Here is a 16816-nt window from a genome sequence, read left to right as displayed (position 1 = left end):
TGCTGGCGCCAACTAGTCCAGCATGCGCTTCACTGATTTCGATGCGCTGATGATGCCTTCATCGAAATATTCCTCATGATTGATCTCAATTTTTTGCAGGTCGTAGAGGTAGTTGACCATGATACTGCCGGACTGCTCTCTGCCGTTGGTGGTGGTGTCTGCTCCCCAGTGCAGCTTGTGCAGTCGCGCGCCGTTGCCCAGGTGGAAGCGCGCTACTGGGTCCTTGGCTAAGTCACCGGACTTTACGTTAAGCAGGTAGTGGGCGCAGAGCCTTACCAGGGCGGCTTGCACGACACCTTCAACGACTCTACCGACTGGTTCCCTCAGCTTGTCAACAAGCGCCTCATCAGCCAATCCCTCAAGATCTGCAGATTTCAGCCAGCGACGAAAGCCGGGTACTGGTGACAGGGTGACGAAAGTTTTCAGGCCTTCCATTTCCTTGTTCAAAACTTCGACAACATTCTTGATCAGGAAGTTACCGAAAGAGATACCGGCCAATCCCGGATGACAGTTACTGATTGAGTAGAACACCACCGTATTGACCTTGTCAGCGGCGATAGTTTCGCGGTTGCGATCGATTAGCGGAGCGATCGCATCCGGGATTTCGTCGACTAGTGCTACTTCTACGAACACCAGCGGGTCGTTACCCATGGCCGGGTGGAAAAAGGCAAAGCAACGGCGGTCTTCACGCAGTCTTCCGCGCAAATCCTCCCAGCCATTAATTTCATGCACAGCTTCATAAGCAATCAATTTTTCCAGCACGACGGCGGGAGACGACCAGTCAATGCTGCGCAACTCAAGAAAGCCCTTGTTAAACCACGATATGAACAAGTGCTTGAGGTCTGAGTCTACCGCTTTAAGTTGCGGATTGGCTCGCAGCACCCGCAGCAGGTCGCCACGCAGTGCGACCAGTGTTCGGGTGCCATCCGGTGCCATATTGATGCGGCGAAACAGTTTTTGCCTTGGAGCTTCAACAGCCCGGGTGATGTCCTGCAAGCGGTCGTAGTCAGGGTTTTCGCGGTAACGTTCGGTGGCGCTCAGTAACGCCTGTTGATCAATATCGAAGTCAGTGGCCAGCCGGATGAAGAATGCTAGCTGCTCTGTCGCAGACAGTGCCCGATAGCCGTCGGTTACTTCCTGAGCGAGCGCGAGGCCGGAGGCTTCGCCCCGGTGCTCCAGCAGTCCAGAGCAAAGCGACACCAATGACTCAGTAGCTCCCTGGGCGGATTCGGCGAATGGGCGCCGCTTGGCCAGGATTTCTTTGCCGGCGGAAATGACCGAGGTGAGCGCGCGGCCCAGCACAGTGATGCTCTCTTCGCGAGCTTGAACAGGTGCTTCCTGATCGGTGGTTTTTGACAACATGCGTGCTTCTCGTTTGAACTGGCCTCTACCGCCAGCTGAGTGTGGAAGAAAGGATGCCACAACATAGCGACTGAGAATACTACACTCGAAGGTAGGTTGATCCGGGGTCGGGAGGCGGGGAGACGTCTGTATCGGCGTCTTGTGCGATTCTGCACCTGTCGCTAATTCACACAGGTGATTCCGGCTGGCTGAATTTAATGGCTTTTGGGGCTTGCAATTCACTTTCAAAGCACTGAGTATATATACAGTAGTTTGGCAGTGCAGCGAATGCACGGCGATCATAGTGGTAAACAATCAGGTGGTTATAACAAGTGGTCAAAAAGAGTAAAGGGAGCAAAACTATGGATGCGAACAAAGAAAAGGCGTTGGACGCAGCACTCACCCAGATCGAGCGACAGTTCGGCAAAGGTACCGTGATGCGTATGGGGGATGTTAAGCACGAGGCCATCCCCTCCATCTCAACCGGTTCACTGGGTCTGGATATTGCCCTGGGCATAGGCGGTTTGCCTAAAGGCCGAATTTGCGAAATATACGGACCGGAGTCCTCCGGTAAGACAACACTTACCCTGCAGGTGATTGCCGAGGCTCAAAAGGCAGGCGGAACAGCAGCCTTTATCGATGCGGAGCATGCGCTCGATCCACAATACGCCGAGAAACTTGGTGTGAAGATGGACGAGCTGATCATGTCCCAGCCAGACACTGGTGAGCAGGCGCTGGAAGTGGCCGAGATGCTGGTACGCTCAGGCGCGGTAGACGTGTTGGTTATAGACTCTGTCGCGGCGCTAACGCCCAAGGCCGAAATTGAAGGTGACATGGGAGACTCCCATGTGGGTTTACAGGCTCGTCTGTTGAGTCAGGCTATGCGCAAACTTACAGCCGCCATTAAGCAAACTAATTGCCTGGTGATCTTCATTAACCAGATTCGTATGAAGATTGGTGTGATGTTTGGTTCCCCTGAAACCACCACTGGTGGTAACGCCCTCAAGTTCTATTCGTCGGTGCGTCTGGATATCCGTCGCATCGGTGCTGTGAAAGATGGAGACGAGGTAGTTGGCAATGAAACCCGAGTGAAAGTGGTGAAGAATAAGGTATCGCCACCTTTCAAGCAGGCCGAATTCCAAATCATGTACGGCAAAGGCATTTACCACATGGGTGAAGTCATTGACTGGGGCGTTAAACTCAATCTGGTCGACAAATCCGGTGCCTGGTACGCCTACAAAGGAGATAAGATTGGTCAGGGTAAGGCCAATGCGTCCAAGTTCCTGGAGGCTAATCCTGCAGTAGCTAATGAAATCGAGGCCGCTATCCGTGAGCAAACGCTAAGTGCGCCCAAGCCAGCGGAAGAAGAGGTTCAGAGCGAAGAGCCGGCCGCTGAGCAGGAGTAATCCTGCTCGCTTCTCAGCTGCATAGCTTTTCCATGAGGTGCCGGGGGTCCACTTATCCCACTCTCGCCCCCGGCGCCTCTTTTTTAGCACATGTCTGATATTTCGATTCAGGGTGATATCTCCCCGCAGGAACTAGAACAGCTGAATGCAGTCAATCCGACTGATATTCGCTTTTCGGCAATGAACCTGCTGGCGCGAAGAGAGCACTCCTCTAAAGAGCTACGACAGAAACTTCTCAAACGCTTCGACGAACCTGCCCTTGTCGATGAGCAATTGTTACGCCTAACAGAGGAAAACCTGCAAAGCGATGAGCGATTTGCTGAAAGTTATTTGCGCCAACGCATATCCCGCGGCCGCGGCCCGATTAGTATTCGACAGGAAATGCGCCGGAAGGGGATCAGCGATACTGGGATACAGCTAGCAATCAATGCAGAGCAGCCGGACTGGTATGCGCTAGCCAAGCTGGTTTTTCACCGAAAGTTTGGCAGCCTGCCTGCTGAAGATATCAAAGAAAAGGCAAAGCGCAGCCGCTTTATGCAATACCGGGGTTTTGAACACGATCATTTTCAGCACTTGCTCAATTGATCGAATCGTTCTTTGCATTGTTTCAAACTGTGCCAGTCAGTATTGAGTGGCTTAAGGTTCCGGCTGGCTAGCCCTTGCAGCGTAGGCCTCTGTATATTTACGAAATTTTTTGAACATACTGCGATTGGCTAGACGCATCAAAGGACGAGTCAGAAACATCATGTGTCGTGATGCTCCGCGCGTCTCCATGGCCATGTGCCATTCGACGCGACAACTGCCATCGCCAAGGTCAGTGACACGATAGTCTTCAAGAAATTTGTCCGTAGAGTCTTTACTGCAGCCTACAAAAGTAAATGCCATACGTTTGCCCGGTTCCCAGGCGATGAATTCTTCGTAGCCATCCATGCCACCCATCATTGAAACCGTGCGAGTCGTACCAACGCCAAATGGCCTCGGTGAGGTCCATTCGACCTTCTGGATTGGCATTGCCCAGACTGTCCAGGCATGCGCATCTTCGAAAACTTCAAAAATTTGCTCTGGAGAGGCTTTGACAATCTCTTCGGCCTTGAAGACGTTTTTAGTATGTTCAAGGAAGTCGAGCCCAACGGGAGTGCATTCGAAATAGTCGCTCATAGTGAACCCTGATTTATTGATTTTTAAGTTTACTTACCGGTCGCCTGGTTTTGGCCTACAGCTGTTTGTTCAATGGGGTGAATTTCCAAAGTCCCAAACATCCAGTCGTAGAGCAGGGTGATTGTCGCAAAGTTTCCTTTGTGCATATCCAGGTGGTGGGCGTCGTGTCTGATCGCTATCCAGTTAAGTGTTTTCCAAGGATAGCCTTGCAGGTCAATTCGACAATGGTTAATTTGATTGAGCTGCGTGTAAATAACGGTGGCAATAATGATGGTCGAAACATGAAGCGCTTGACCCGAAACAACCGCGATGGCGCTGATCACAGCGTAAAAAAGAGCCACGCCCATAATCAGTTCAACAGGATGGAGCAGGTGAGAGTCGATGGAGCTGATTCTACTTCTGGCCTGGTGATGAACGGCATGAACCTGGCGTAAATAGCCCTGGCCATGGAAAAGAAAGCGATGCATGAGATAGTAGAAAAAATCGTAGATCATCATGATCATCAGTACATCCAGCGCAATTTTAGCAACGGGCTGTGTCTGTAGCGTGACGAGAAATGGCATGAAAAGTATGTAGAATATTAAATTAACACCTAAGCCGAGCTTCTGACTGATTTTGACTCTGCCATGGTATTTTTTTGCCCGGTTACGCCATTTTTCCTTGTTTTGCGCGTTATTCAGGTCGCGCGCTTTAGCGATCGCAGGAATCTTGAAGACTAAAAGTTGACCCAGGGCAATGGCGACTATGGTGCCAATGACGGTGACCAGTCCAGCCAGCCAGTGATAGCTCATTTCCATGTCTATTCGCCCGCCGCAGCTACGTTATCTTTGTGCGCTTCTGCTATGCCTTCCTCCATGGGGCCTAGCATTGCAGCTGCTCTGGGGTAGCCACAGTACTGGGCGATGAAGAGATGCAGTTCACGCACATCTTCAGCCGTCAATTCTCCGTTTTTGATGCCGGCCTTAGTCTGTATTTTGAATGTCATGCCTTCTCCCTGTGCTGCAATCATGCCCAGCAGCAGAATGCGTTTGTCACGCATGGACAGTGTGTCTCTTGTCCAGACTTCGGCAAACAGCGTTTCCAGCATAATGTCGGTGAACGCGTAACCCTCGGGAGGTACTACCACGTCGCCAGCATAGACCTGCTTGATTTTTTCTTCGCCCTGCTGGCGTCGTGAAGATGTGCTCATTCCTGTTTCCTTTCTTAGTGCCCGGAGTTACCTGCCAGCAACAACCGACCTAGATTTATAGCGCCTTGCTCGCCCAGTTGCATGCTTAGTTGCTGAGCCATTGCCTGAATGTCGTTGCCGGAGGCATTACCAAAGATGTCTTCTTCCAGATGCTGTAAGCGATAAATTTTGGCAACAGTGTGTTTTAAGTGCTCAAGTTCGTCATCGCCAATCGCCTCAGCAAATTCGGCCACCAGCTGGTTTACGGAGTCGACGGAATCGGCAATAAGTGCTCTACCTGCTTTGGTAAATTGTAAGACCACTTGCCGAGCATCAGCCGCGTCTGCCACGCGTTCGATATAGCCAAGCGCTTCTAATTCAGTAGCAATGGCGCTGACTGCCTGCTTACTGATATCTCGACTGCGGGCCATTTGCTGAATACGACCGCCCCGCGGGCCTATAGCGGTAAGTACTGTGCCAAAACTTCGCTTCAGTTGGGGATGGCCCTTCTGCATCGTCAGCTGTTGCAAGCGACGGGTGATGTAATCGGACATTCGCGGCAGAGTGGCAGCCAGTGTCAATGCTTGCTCGCCTTGATAAGGGAAAAGAAGTCCAAGCCTGCGACTGAGCTTTGTCATTGATAGATTCAGCTGTGCGATGTTGGCTTCACCTACGAGCTCTGCAAATTGATTTTCCAGTGCCAGTGCCTCGGCAGCACCTTGCTTCACCAGCATCATCGCGCGGGGCGTAGTGACTAGTAGTTTTGCTCGTCCGTCGGATGGATCGGAGGCGCGCCGCAGGTATCCAGCTCTCTCAATTTGATTGGCTGTCTGGTTTGCTGCTTGTCGAGAAATACCCAACATTTCAGCGATTTCAGAAAGTCTGGCGCCAGACCGCGCTGCCATGGATATGTAGGGCTCGAAGTTGATTCTGAGTTGGCTGTGACCATGGCTCACGGTTAAAGCACCCATGATTTCAGACTGCATGTAAAGGCTGATGCTGAGAATGTGGCGAGCAACATTGTCCTGATAACGCCGTTCGATATCGCGTGAGAATTCTATGTTGGCGGGGCTTCGCATGCAACGAATGTAAATGCGAATTGACTATATGTCAATCTAGCTTGACATAAATTTGTTCGCCACATAAGCTCGTAAGCTGATCAGGTTTCCGAGGAAATAGACCGTTGACTGCGCAGAATGTAGGTTTTATAGGGCTTGGTGATATTGGCAAACCGATGGCGACGCGCTTGATCTCAGAGGCGTTTAAGCTTCATGTTTATGATTTGCTTCAGCCTGTGGTTGATGAACTCGTCGAGCAGGGTGCTGAGGCCTGTCAATCAGTGGCCGAGGTCGCTGCACAATGCATGTATATCGGTATTTGCGTTAGAGATGACATGCAAGTCGAAGCATTGTTGTACGGAGCAGAGGGCATTCTCGCTAATGCAGCGAAGGGTACTGTCATTGCAGTGCACAGTACGGTGACGCAGTCTAAATTGCTGCAATGGGCGGAGGACGCCCATCACTCGGGACTTTATTTACTGGATGCGCCAATTACTGGCGGCGCGCGTCGAGCCGCTGACGGCACGCTTTGTTATATGGTTGGCGGAGATGAGGCTGTAGTTGATCGCTGTCGCTCCATCTTTGCAACGTCAGCAGAAAAAGTCGTTCACGCCGGCGACCTGGGCGCAGGAATTGCGCTAAAACTGTGTAACAATTTTATTCAGTACGCCGAGTTTGTCGCTATGGCGGAGGCTACCCGGTTGGCAGAGGCCAGTGGGCTCTCAGTGGACGTGCTGCGAGAGGTAGGGTTATCTAATGGCGTTATTAATGAACAAATGCATCTGTTCGTATCCGGTAGAAATAATCTGGCACTGAGTTGCAGCGTAGAGCAGATGGCGGACATTTTCGGGCCCTTGGGAGCCTTGGGTCAGAAGGACTTACAGTGTGTCCTGGATAGTGCAGGCGACCATGGCATCGCTTTGCCTACAGCAGAATTCCTGCGCGAACGTATCGTGGATGTGTTTCTTGCCCGAGACGAATCACGTCCTGCCGTTAAATAACCTATTGCTGAAAGGAACGATCCAATGAACCCCGAAACCCGGCTTTTAATCGATGGTCAATTGGTGCCTGCGGCAAGCGGCCAGACCTACGTCAATGTGAATCCCGCTACCGAGGCGATTATGGGCGAGGTGGCAGATGCCGGGTTGGAGGATATGGACCAGGCAATTGACGCCGCTAGGCGCGCATTTGACGACACTGACTGGTCTACCAATCATAATTTCCGTCTCAAGTGCCTTGAACAGTTAAAGCATGGGCTTCTGACCGAAATGGAGGATTTCAAGGAGCAAATTGCTGCTGAGACTGGCGCGCCCATGGGCATATGCGGTGCGTCAGGTCCTCATTGTGAAATCCCTATCGGGTTTATCGACTACAGCTTGAATAACCTGCCTAACTACCCTTGGAGTCGTGACATAGGCGAGCACGACATTATGGGGGGCATTAGCCGTCGTTTAGTGGAGAAGGAAGCCATTGGTATTGTGGCAGCAATTACGCCGTGGAACGTGCCTTTACAGATTAACCTGGCCAAGTGCGTTCCGGCTCTGGCGGCGGGCTGTACCGTAGTGCTAAAAGCGGCCCCGGATACCCCCTGGTCGGCGACCACCCTGGGGCGGATCGTAAAGGAGCATACGGATATACCTGCTGGCGTATTCAACGTGATTACTTCTGCAGACCCAAAGACTGTCGGTGAGCAGTTGGTGACGGACCCACGGGTAGATATGGTCTCGTTTACTGGCTCTACAGCAGTGGGCAAACATATTATGGCGCTTGCCTCTGGCACGGTTAAAAAGGTGTTTCTGGAGTTGGGTGGAAAATCTGCAAATATTATTCTGGACGATGCCGACCTGGGCGCGAGCTTGTTGAGTGCCTTGGCCGTGTGTTTTCACGCGGGCCAGGGGTGTGCCTTGAATACGCGCTTACTGGTGCCCCGCGAAAAACAGGCAGAAGTTGAGGAATTGTTAAAAACCTATTTTGGCTTTATTGCTTATGGTGATCCCAGCTCCAATAGTGAAATCATGGGACCCCTGGTCAACGCCAGGCAGCGTGAACGGGTGTTGGCTTACATCGATAAAGGCAGGGAAGAGGGGGCGAGACTGCTTCTTGGAGGAGGAGCGCCGGCAAACCTCACCAAGGGCTATTACGTAGAACCCACCGTTTTTGTCGACGTGACGAATGAAATGACCATTGCCAAGGAAGAGATTTTCGGGCCAGTGCTCTGCGTGATCGCGCATGATGGAGATGACGATGCGGTGCGCATTGCCAATGATTCAGATTTTGGCCTTTCGGGCAGCGTCTGGTCTGGCAGTGAGCAGCGTGCGCTAGCCGTCGCCCGGCGGATTCGTACTGGCACCATTAACGTTAACGGCGGTAATTTCTACGCGGCCGATGCCCCCTTTGGAGGCTACAAACAAAGTGGTATTGGGCGTGAGATGGGACTCGAAGGTTTCGAGGAGTACCTGGAAACCAAGACGATAGCGATTTCTGTATGAGCGGTGAGCTGAATGACAAGGTCTATATCGTTACCGGGGGCTCTCAGGGCTTTGGCCTTGCGATTGCAAAATGCCTGATAGATAAGGGCGCCAAGGTGGGCTTGCTCAGTCGTAGTAAAGCAGGGCTGGACAAAGCGATCTCTGACATTGGAAGTGATCACGCCTGTGCAATCTCGGCTGATGTCACTCGTAAAAGTGAACTGGTGGCAGGCTTTGAGAAGGTGAAGTCTCACTTTGGTCGCCTCGACGGCCTGGTCAATAATGCTGGTATGGCACGTCCTAATAGAATTGAAAATCTTGTTGAGGACGAGGTTTTAATGCAGGTCAATACCAACTATCTGGGTACGGTTTTTTCCAGCCAGGCAGCGATTCCATTGTTGCGGGGCGGCGAGAATCCTCGCATTGTAAATATCTCATCGGCATCGGCTTATCACTACGACGAAATGAGCCACTTATCAATATATGCATCTACCAAGGCTGCTGTGGAGCGATTTACGCGCGATCTGGCCAGTGAGCTACAAGTTGATGAAATTGGAGTTACCTGCGTACGCCCCGGCGGTGCTGGTACCAGCTTTGCTGATGCCTGGGACTCAGACGCCTTAATGGCTGGCATTGAAGCTTGGCGCGATAGCGGCACCTACATGAACGTGGGCATGGAAACAGAACAGGTTGGTGAGGCGGTGGCTTTTGCGCTGTCGCAACCCGCTGGTGTTGCCATTGACTTGCTGGAGTTACGTCCCAAGCGGCTTATGAAAAAAGTGTAAAAGAATTTTATCGAAGCCACAGTGCGGCTTGAAGCGAGCGCAGACTCAACGAATTTTCAGTAAAGGAAGGCAAGTGTGAATGATATTCTGGGTTACAAAGGGAAGACCGTGGTCATTACGGGAGCAGCCTCCGGCATGGGGCAGGCCGCCGCGACGTTGTTGGTCGATCTTGGAGCAGAGGTATACGCACTCGATGTGGCGCCAGTGAGCGCACCTGTGGCGAACGCCATCCATGTTGATATGAAAGATGCTCGCTCCATCGATAATGCGGTCGCTAAGCTTCCTCAAAACATCGATGCCTTGTTTAACTGTGCAGGCGTGCCCAGTCCTCCGTTTTCTGCGCAAGACACCCTGCTTATCAATTTTGTCGGTTTACGGTATCTGACTGAACTGTTGGTTCCGCGTATTTCAACAGGTGGCGGTATCGCATCCATAGCGTCTACCGCAGGCATGGCGTGGCGCGCCGGACTTGCTTCAGTGCAAGATTTTTTGTCGACCGAAAACTCTTTTGACGCTTCAGCACAGTGGATGTCCGAACACCCTGATGCCTGTGCTGATGGCTATGGTTTCTCCAAGCAATGCATCATTGTTTACACCATGCAAATGGCCAGAGAACTTGCAGCGAGCAATATACGCATCAATTGTATTTCCCCTTCACCTACCGCCAGCGGATTCATGGATAAGTTGAAAGGTGAAGGCCAAATGCCTGATGAAGTAGTTGACCTGTTTCTCCCTTCTAATGGTCGTTATGCCACAGGTGAAGAAATGGGTGAAGCGCTGGTGTTGCTTAATAGCAAGCTGGCAAGCTTTATCAGTGGGATTAACATGCCAGTAGATTTTGGCTACTGCGCAGAAACGTTTATGTCACAGCGAGATGATTTGTTAGGCATCTCTCACTAGGCTACCCTCGTAGTCGACGAATGCGCCCAAAAACTATCGTCTTGCTAATGAAAGTGTGCGCTTTTGAGCTGTTTTATTGGGAGTCTTAACATGGCGGGAACGATAGGGCCTCTGCTGGCCAGCGACGAGCAATTCAATCATCAGGTGGTAGAGACCTTCGCTTCGGTAGGCCAGAGCGACCCGGCCTGGACAGAAAAAGTCTGCGGCATGGCTGCGGCGATTGATGGCTCACTGCAGATTGGTTTCGGCTTTGGCAAGTATACCAATCGAAACGTAATCGATGCCTATGCGGGAGTTTCCAGAGGCGCCGAGCAATGGGTAGTAAGGGCCAGTCGCTCGCTCGATAGTGAGCCTGATTCGGTTAACGTCGGCCCCATTCGCTATGAAGTCATTGAACCACTACAGCAGATTAAAGTAACGCTGGAGGCTAACGAAGTTCAGCCCATTGCCTTTGAGTTGTTTTTTCATGCCACTGTAGCTTGCGTCGTTGAAGATCGAGAAGATCGGCGGGATATGCACGGCTTTCGTAAGGCGACTGACCAAATTCGCTATCACCAGAGTGGGCTGGCAAGCGGTTGGCTGGAAGTAGATGGCGAGCGCGTTGAAATTGCCAGGGAATCCTGGGTGGCAACTCGCGACAAGTCCTGGGGTATTCGCCCAATGGTGGGTTTGCCTGCTGCGGACCTGGAGCCAGACTACCATCAGCACATACCCCAGGCATTGGCTATTTGGAATCCTATTGTATTTCTTGATGACGTCGGGGCCAGCTATGCATTTCATCATTATTATTTGCAGTTTAGTGGCCCTGGTTTTTCTCATCAACGTATTCAGGGCGGTTTTGAAGGTGACAGCGGGCAACGAGAGAAAGTGATCGGAATGACACCACAACTGTGTTTTGACTCGCCAAGTAAACGATTGCAGGAAGGTGAGTTCCTACTGCACATGGAAGATGGTAGTGACCGCTTGCTGAAGTTCAAGAAGTTGTCAGAGACCGGTTTTTATTTGGGCTCAGGCCATTACCATGGCGGCGATGGACATCACCATGGCAGTTGGCGCGGGCCGCTTCACGTCGATGGCGATTATGTAGAAAATGCAGCTTTGCCAGAGGTTATAGAGCGTTATCACCAGTTCCGTGACTGCATGATTCAGGTAGAAGATACCCTGACCGGGGCGACTGGCTATGGCAATTGCCAGACGTACGTTCATGGTGCGTGGCCTGAGTTTGGCTTGTCCGGCGAAGAACCTATGTATTAGTAAGCGCCTTGAGCAGCGCTTAAATGGAGAGATAACAATGTCAGCAATAGTCACCCGTCCCGGGAATGTAACGCCACAATGGATGAGTGAAGCCCTGGCGAGTTCCGGGTATCTCGAAAATGGTGCTGTCGTGAACCGCCTGAGCTATCAAATCATCGGGACCGGTAAGATGGGTGACAATGCCCGCTATCGATTGGAATATACGGGAGGGCAAGGCAATGCGCCGGCATCGGTGATTATCAAGTTTCCCGCTGAGGACGAGACTGCGCGAGCTATGGCCGGGGCACAGGGTGCCTACTACAACGAGGTGATGTTTTATCGGCACCTAGCCGATAGGACCTCTATGCGTACGCCGACGATTTATGCCAATGAAGTCAGTGACGATCGATTGGCTTTTGTAACAGTCATGGAAGATATGGCGCCCGCAGAGCCTGGCAGTCAACTGATTGGTGAGAGCCTGGAGCACGTAAGAGTGGCAATGGGCGAAGCGGCGAAATTGGCCGCTGCCTTCTACGGAGATGAATCTGTTGGGGCGCATGATTTTGTGATGAGCCAGGTCAGGGATGATGGAGGAGCTTTTGGTCAGGCGCTGTTACAGCAATACTGGCCTGGTTTTTTGCAGCGGTTTGGCCATGGAATTAATGGAGAGTGCGAGGCGTTCGGTGCCTTCTATGTGGATCATCACACTCGCTTTGCCACGCGTTTTGACGGTCCGCGAACGTTGGCTCATGGCGACTTCCGCAGTGAGAACATCCTCTTCGATGGAGACAGGGCTTGCACTGTCGACTGGCAAACGACCAGCGAGGGCAGCGCACTGACTGACTTGGCCTACTTCATGGGCGGCAGCGTTGAGCTGGAAGATCGTCGAATGTGGGAGCGTCAACTCGTTGACGATTACAGCGGCCTGCTGGCGGGGCAGGGAATTGAGCTGGATTCCGAAGCTTGTTGGCAACAGTATCGCGAGCAGGCGATGCATGGCCTTATGATTACTATCCTCGGTGCAAGTTTTACCGCTGCTGCCGAGCGCAGCGATGCTATGTTCCTAACTATGATTCAACGTCACCTGCAGCACTGTGTTGACCTGGGTGCCAAAGAGTTTCTTGAGTGACCAATAAGCAGGCCGAAGAGTAGGCGATGTCCTCGGTCCGAGTTCTGTTGGTTGGCTATTTGAATTGCCGCTGGGGCCGGCTCAACTGATTCGTTGGCAGCGGCCCCAGATAGATGCCGTTGGTAAAGCGTTAGACGTGATCTTGTCGCACATGGGCATCGAACCCGCCATCCGCGAAAAGTAGGCTGCCATAGACATTGCTGGCGGCAGGGCTCAGCAGGAACAGTATGCAGTTTGATATCTCTTCAGCGTCGGCGGCGCGGTTTGCCGGTGTTTGATCCAGCAACGCCTGCATTATTGGTGCATATTCTTCACTTTCAAACAGGGGAGTGGTCATTGGTGTCAGAGTGGGACCGGGTGCTATCGCGTTCATTCGTATTCCCTCGCGCCCATATTCCATAACGTGGCGACGCATCCAATAGTTGAGGGCGCGTTTGGTTTGCATATAATGAGTTCCAGGTGAAATGCCAGCTGCGATTTCCAGCGCTTTTTCCTCATCACCTGCGATAAGACTTTCAATAAATGCCTCGTCGCCAGGTACCATAGGTGCGGAATTTGAGCACAGCAGTACAACAGAACCTGATTTCTTTGCCAAGGCAGGGCGCAGCCCTTCTACTAACGCCACTGTGCCGAAGTAGTTCAGGCGAGTGATCAGTAAATCAGGTGCAGTGCCACCGCCCAATCCGGCTAACGGAACAAAACCGTCGAGTCCGTTCGGCGCGCGCTCCAAAACTTCGCTGATGACCTTGCTGCGGCCTTCCACAGTGGTCAGGTCAGCTGTGATATCGGCGTCTTTCAGATCAACCGTAATGAGCGAGTGACCTTGCTCTGCAAGTGCTAGGCTCAATGTGGCGCCAATGCCTGACGCGCTGCCTGTGAGTGCATAAGTTCCCATCTTTTTCTCCTTAAGATTCCTGGCGATTTTCGTTTTTACTTTAGCTTTTGCTGCCTAAAAGTGCCGTATAACGTCTTCGGCAAACTGGGCCATCATGCGTTTTTTTTCATCCAGTGATGAGCGCGTTCCCAGTGCATAGGCAAATGGCATATTAAGGCCAGATGTCATGCCACTGTCGTAGAGCGAATCGAACAGGGCTTTATCAGGTTTCGCATAAACGCCTACCAGCGAGTCAAAGGGTAGGTGATCACGACCATACTCTTTTCTTAGCTCCTGCAGTTCGCTCATGACCCTTGGGACATCTTCTGCTGCGTTGCCAGCACCAATCCAACCATCTCCTATCCTGGCGGCGCGCCTGAGTGCAACTTTAGCGGTTCCGCCGAAATACAGAGGTACTTGGTATTTGGAGTGCGGGCTGACTTGAATTGGAGGAAAGTCAAAGTGCTGTCCGTGATACTCGAACCATTCTCCAGTCCACAAGCCCTGCATGATGTCCAGCATCTCATCCATGCGTTTGCCGCGGCTTTTAAAGCTTACGCCGTAGGCATCAAATTCTTCTTTCATCCAGCCGGTACCCGCGCCCAGTGCGAAGCGGCCTTCACTTAATATGGCCAAAGTAGCGGCTTGCTTTGCTACCTCAATAGGGTTGCGAATGGGGAGCACATATACTCCGCAAACCAGTTTGATTCGCGTTGTTACCGCAGCCATTGCTGCAAACGAGCTCCACATGTCCGGGTACTCGTGGTCGGCAGTTTGCGGTGGCAACCCAGTGTCTGAGTAGGGGTAGTCTGGAGCCATTGCTTGCGGAAACAGGGCATGATCGGCACCCATCAAGCCTTCAAACCCACATTGCTCTGCAAACCTGGCAATGTCACAAAGTTGCTCCGTTTCCGCCCAGGATACGGGTTGCCAGAATTTCATATTAATTCCTGTCTGGCTGTCAGTCGGTTAGTTAACACTGGCAGTCGATTAATACTTTTATCGCCTCGTCAGGTTCACTTGCCTGCGCGATAGCTTCGCTAAATTGGCTCAGCGGAAAGCGATGAGAGATGATGGGTTGCAGGTCGATTTTTCCGCCGGTCAACATTTCGATGACTGCCGGAAATTCGTCGGAGTAGGCCATGGAGCCGACAATGTTGAGTTCACGTAATAACACGTTGGCGAGGTCCAATGGCACTGATTGCTTGTGCAGCCCCAGAACAACGACTCTGGCCCCCGTCTTTGCGGTGTTCATAATCTGTTCAAATACGGGTTTTGCGCCGGTTGCCTCGATGTAGATATCGCTAGACGGAACGGGCATACCCATCAGTTCTGATTGACCATGTTGTTGTATCAGAAACTCACCGAGATTATTACTGCCAGCCTTGAAAGGTACCGCGCCTATTGATTCTGCGGCGGCCAATCGGTGACTCGATTGATCGACAATGACAAGCCGCTCGACTCCAAGATAGTTAAGGCATAATGCGACGCATAGCCCGATTGGGCCTGCACCAAAAATAACGACCTTATCGCCAGCTTTGGCGTTTCCCTGACGGCAGCCGTGCAAGGCCACTGATAAGGGTTCTACCATCGCGGCCTGATCGACAGAGAGGCCGTCCGGTATTTTAATCACCGCCCTTTCGTCTGCAGCGACGTTGCGGACGAGCAGATAGGGCGAGAAGGCGCCCTCGGTCCCGCCATTGCCAATACTGTTGCCTCCCGCCATTGGATTGACAACCACCCTGTCGCCAATTTGCAAATGGCTTACGCGCTCGCCGACCTCAGCGACAGAGCCCACTAGTTCGTGGCCTAGCGGCATAGGATGGGTCATGCCCAGGCCACCCATGCCAATGTAACCCAGGTCGGAACCGCAGATACCGCAGAGTAAGACTTCAATCAGGACATCCCCTGGGGCTGTCCTGGGTTTATCAATGTTATCCAGGCGGACATCGTCGACACCGTGAACGCGAACGAGCGGTATGGTCATTGAGTTTGCCTTTGCCAGTATGCCAATAGTCAAGAAGCGAGCTGGTGAATCTGGTTTTTTAACCAGGAGGACAGCCAGAAGTTGTCGGTAGCCTGTAACATTGCTTTGTGTACCTGAATGCCTAGCTCACGACTTCGACTATTGTCTGCACCGGAGTCCCTGATAATGTCCAGCAGGTAAATAGCTTCCTCATATTTTCCCGCGTCAAATTTTTCCTGCGCTCGCTGCAGTATTGCCGCTGCGCCTCCAGCGAGTTCCACAATATCACTTGAGATGCTGGAAGAGGGCACTGAATAGAGCTCGGTGGTGGAGCGGTGGTGAAACCATCCCGCATAGCTTTCCCAGATAGCGCGAACACTCCAACTCACCTTGCCATAGCCCTGGCCCACTTCCATGTCAGATGGCAGGGTAATCTCTTGCATCAGTGTGTGCACGTCCTTGCCTTCGTTCATGCCTTTCACAGTTTCGTCATGAACATGGTGGATAGCCTGATGTAACGCATTCAACTCACCAAGAATTAACTGTTTGCCCACTATCGGTGCGTGGTGGCCATAGCAAATCATCTCCGGCTCTAATGCGCGAACAGTCTCTACCGCATTTGCCACGACCAGCGCTTCTCGATAGCGATCGCCGCGAATAGTCACCAGGTTGGGAAAATGGCCAAAGGTGCAACCGAACAGATTGCCGGTAAAACATATTTTGTGCTGAGGTAGCCAGACGATCAGGGAGTCATTGGTCTCAGCGCCTGGAACAGCAATAACTTCAAATTCAACACCTCCCAGTTCGAACTCCATTCGATCCTCTACTAATAGATCGGCTGTCGGACTGTCTTGAGCAGGAAATTCAGTGTGGTCATGCTGTTGATAGTAAGCAAAAGCATCTGCGAATTTTTCGGTAAACGCAAAGGCTGATCGATTGCTGCGAAAGGCCGCCAGGCGTTTATCATAACTCTGATGTTCGGCATTTCTGTCACTTGCAACTACGCGTAAGCCAGGATTCTTCTGACGGAAAAAGGCGGTACCTCCCACATGATCGACGTGCCCCTGGGTAAAAATAAGCGTGTGCAGTGAGTTGTCACTGAAGCTTTTGAAATTGGCGTCAATAACCGGCGCTTCCATGCCCATGCCAGAATTGATTTGCACGTTGCCTGCACAGGTTTCGATGAGGTAGCTGTTGGAAAACGCCTCTGACAAGAAGATAAAGTCGTTGATGCGTTCGCCACCGAACCTGGCGGGGTTGGGCTCTATTGGTCTGGATTTGTAAATCGGATCTCTCATTGGTCTGTGCTTTCCTTGTCCCTGCGCGGGTG

At 52.0% G+C, this 16816-nt stretch carries 17 protein-coding genes; 8 read left to right on the top strand and 9 right to left on the bottom strand.

Annotated features, from left to right (window positions below):
- Nucleotides 1-12 precede the first annotated feature (12 nt).
- Nucleotides 13-1362, bottom strand: a complete 1350-nt coding sequence (locus EYC87_RS13525; protein WP_279253345.1) for a malonyl-CoA decarboxylase — start codon at nucleotides 1360-1362, stop codon at nucleotides 13-15.
- 341 nt (nucleotides 1363-1703) lie between these two features.
- Between EYC87_RS13525 and recA the strand changes: the two genes are divergently transcribed.
- Both recA and EYC87_RS13515 read left to right on the top strand, forming a co-directional pair.
- On the top strand, nucleotides 1704-2747 hold the full coding sequence (recA, locus tag EYC87_RS13520) for a recombinase RecA (protein WP_007228464.1): 1044 nt from the start codon (nucleotides 1704-1706) through the stop codon (nucleotides 2745-2747).
- A 90-nt stretch (nucleotides 2748-2837) separates the two neighbouring features.
- Entirely contained in the window at nucleotides 2838-3332 is a 495-nt protein-coding gene (locus tag EYC87_RS13515) for a regulatory protein RecX (protein ID WP_279253344.1), read from the top strand.
- A 51-nt stretch (nucleotides 3333-3383) separates the two neighbouring features.
- Here EYC87_RS13515 and EYC87_RS13510 read toward each other — a convergent pair whose 3' ends face one another.
- From EYC87_RS13510 to EYC87_RS13495, 4 genes are read right to left on the bottom strand one after another with little or no spacing between them, the layout of a single operon-like run.
- A complete protein-coding gene (locus tag EYC87_RS13510) occupies nucleotides 3384-3905 on the bottom strand; it encodes an SRPBCC family protein (protein WP_279253343.1) in 522 nt (173 codons plus the stop codon).
- A gap of 29 nt (nucleotides 3906-3934) precedes the next feature.
- A complete protein-coding gene (locus EYC87_RS13505; RefSeq protein ID WP_279253342.1) occupies nucleotides 3935-4702 on the bottom strand; it encodes a sterol desaturase family protein in 768 nt (255 codons plus the stop codon).
- A gap of 2 nt (nucleotides 4703-4704) precedes the next feature.
- Nucleotides 4705-5094 (bottom strand): carboxymuconolactone decarboxylase family protein, encoded by a 390-nt coding sequence (locus tag EYC87_RS13500; protein ID WP_007228634.1) that lies wholly within the window; start codon nucleotides 5092-5094, stop codon nucleotides 4705-4707.
- 14 nt (nucleotides 5095-5108) lie between these two features.
- Nucleotides 5109-6152 (bottom strand): MarR family winged helix-turn-helix transcriptional regulator, encoded by a 1044-nt coding sequence (locus EYC87_RS13495; protein ID WP_279253341.1) that lies wholly within the window; start codon nucleotides 6150-6152, stop codon nucleotides 5109-5111.
- Between the two features lie 104 nt (nucleotides 6153-6256).
- On the opposite strand from EYC87_RS13495, the gene EYC87_RS13490 reads away from it, so the two are divergent.
- From EYC87_RS13490 to EYC87_RS13465, 6 genes are all read left to right on the top strand, one after another.
- Nucleotides 6257-7132, top strand: coding sequence for an NAD(P)-dependent oxidoreductase (locus EYC87_RS13490; RefSeq protein ID WP_279253340.1), 876 nt, complete (start codon nucleotides 6257-6259; stop codon nucleotides 7130-7132).
- A 24-nt stretch (nucleotides 7133-7156) separates the two neighbouring features.
- Complete coding sequence (locus tag EYC87_RS13485; protein ID WP_279253339.1) at nucleotides 7157-8620, top strand: aldehyde dehydrogenase family protein; 1464 nt, start codon at nucleotides 7157-7159, stop codon at nucleotides 8618-8620.
- A complete protein-coding gene (locus EYC87_RS13480; RefSeq protein ID WP_279253338.1) occupies nucleotides 8617-9384 on the top strand; it encodes an SDR family oxidoreductase in 768 nt (255 codons plus the stop codon). Before EYC87_RS13485 ends, EYC87_RS13480 begins: the two co-directional genes overlap by 4 nt.
- A gap of 75 nt (nucleotides 9385-9459) precedes the next feature.
- Nucleotides 9460-10284, top strand: a complete 825-nt coding sequence (locus EYC87_RS13475; RefSeq protein ID WP_279253337.1) for an SDR family oxidoreductase — start codon at nucleotides 9460-9462, stop codon at nucleotides 10282-10284.
- A 90-nt stretch (nucleotides 10285-10374) separates the two neighbouring features.
- Nucleotides 10375-11538 carry an Rv3169 family protein gene (locus EYC87_RS13470; RefSeq protein ID WP_279253336.1) on the top strand — a complete coding sequence of 388 codons (1164 nt, stop codon included), beginning with the start codon at nucleotides 10375-10377 and terminating at the stop codon, nucleotides 11536-11538.
- A gap of 37 nt (nucleotides 11539-11575) precedes the next feature.
- Entirely contained in the window at nucleotides 11576-12646 is a 1071-nt protein-coding gene (locus tag EYC87_RS13465) for a phosphotransferase (RefSeq protein WP_279253335.1), read from the top strand.
- A 130-nt stretch (nucleotides 12647-12776) separates the two neighbouring features.
- Here EYC87_RS13465 and EYC87_RS13460 read toward each other — a convergent pair whose 3' ends face one another.
- Genes EYC87_RS13460 through EYC87_RS13445 form a run of 4 tightly spaced genes read right to left on the bottom strand, consistent with a single transcriptional unit; the run spans nucleotide 12777 to nucleotide 16784 of the window.
- Entirely contained in the window at nucleotides 12777-13541 is a 765-nt protein-coding gene (locus EYC87_RS13460) for an SDR family oxidoreductase (RefSeq protein WP_279253334.1), read from the bottom strand.
- Between the two features lie 54 nt (nucleotides 13542-13595).
- On the bottom strand, nucleotides 13596-14462 hold the full coding sequence (locus EYC87_RS13455) for an LLM class F420-dependent oxidoreductase (RefSeq protein WP_279253333.1): 867 nt from the start codon (nucleotides 14460-14462) through the stop codon (nucleotides 13596-13598).
- Between the two features lie 31 nt (nucleotides 14463-14493).
- Nucleotides 14494-15507: a zinc-dependent alcohol dehydrogenase gene (locus EYC87_RS13450; RefSeq protein ID WP_279253332.1), complete on the bottom strand. Its 1014-nt coding sequence runs from the start codon at nucleotides 15505-15507 to the stop codon at nucleotides 14494-14496.
- Nucleotides 15508-15536: 29 nt separating this feature from the next.
- Nucleotides 15537-16784 carry an alkyl sulfatase dimerization domain-containing protein gene (locus EYC87_RS13445; RefSeq protein WP_279253331.1) on the bottom strand — a complete coding sequence of 416 codons (1248 nt, stop codon included), beginning with the start codon at nucleotides 16782-16784 and terminating at the stop codon, nucleotides 15537-15539.
- Nucleotides 16785-16816: the final 32 nt, after the last annotated feature.

The sequence above is a fragment of the Candidatus Seongchinamella marina genome (genome assembly GCF_026262685.1).
Taxonomy (GTDB): Bacteria; Pseudomonadota; Gammaproteobacteria; order Pseudomonadales; family Halieaceae; genus Halioglobus; species Halioglobus marinus.
This window is presented reverse-complemented; position numbering and strand designations above follow the sequence as displayed.